The organism is Bacillus cereus group sp. BfR-BA-01379 (assembly GCF_022663605.1).
Lineage (GTDB): Bacteria > Bacillota > Bacilli > Bacillales > Bacillaceae_G > Bacillus_A > Bacillus_A mobilis.
Genome location: NZ_JAKUFT010000281.1, coordinates 1 through 244, shown reverse-complemented (window position 1 = coordinate 244; position 244 = coordinate 1). Strand labels below are relative to the sequence as shown.

Genomic DNA, 244 nt, shown 5'->3' with positions numbered 1-244 from the left:
GTTGGTGCATCCTTCACTGCACCTGGCGGAACTCCAGACCCGAAGAAAGCTGATGAAGAGGCTAAGAAGAAAGCTGACGAAGAGGCTAAGAAGAAGGCTGACGAAGAAGCTAAGAAAAAAGCTGATGAGGAAACTCAGAAAAAAGCTAATGAAGATAAACTAAAACAAGAAGAAGTTCAGAAAAAGGCTGCTGAAGAACAGCGTAAACAACAAGAGCAACAACAGCAACAAGAACAACAACGTA

At 42.6% G+C, this 244-nt stretch carries 1 pseudogene; it reads left to right on the top strand.

What is annotated here, in order from left to right:
* Nucleotides 1-244, top strand: a pseudogene (locus MR113_RS28755) (hypothetical protein); the annotation flags it as partial.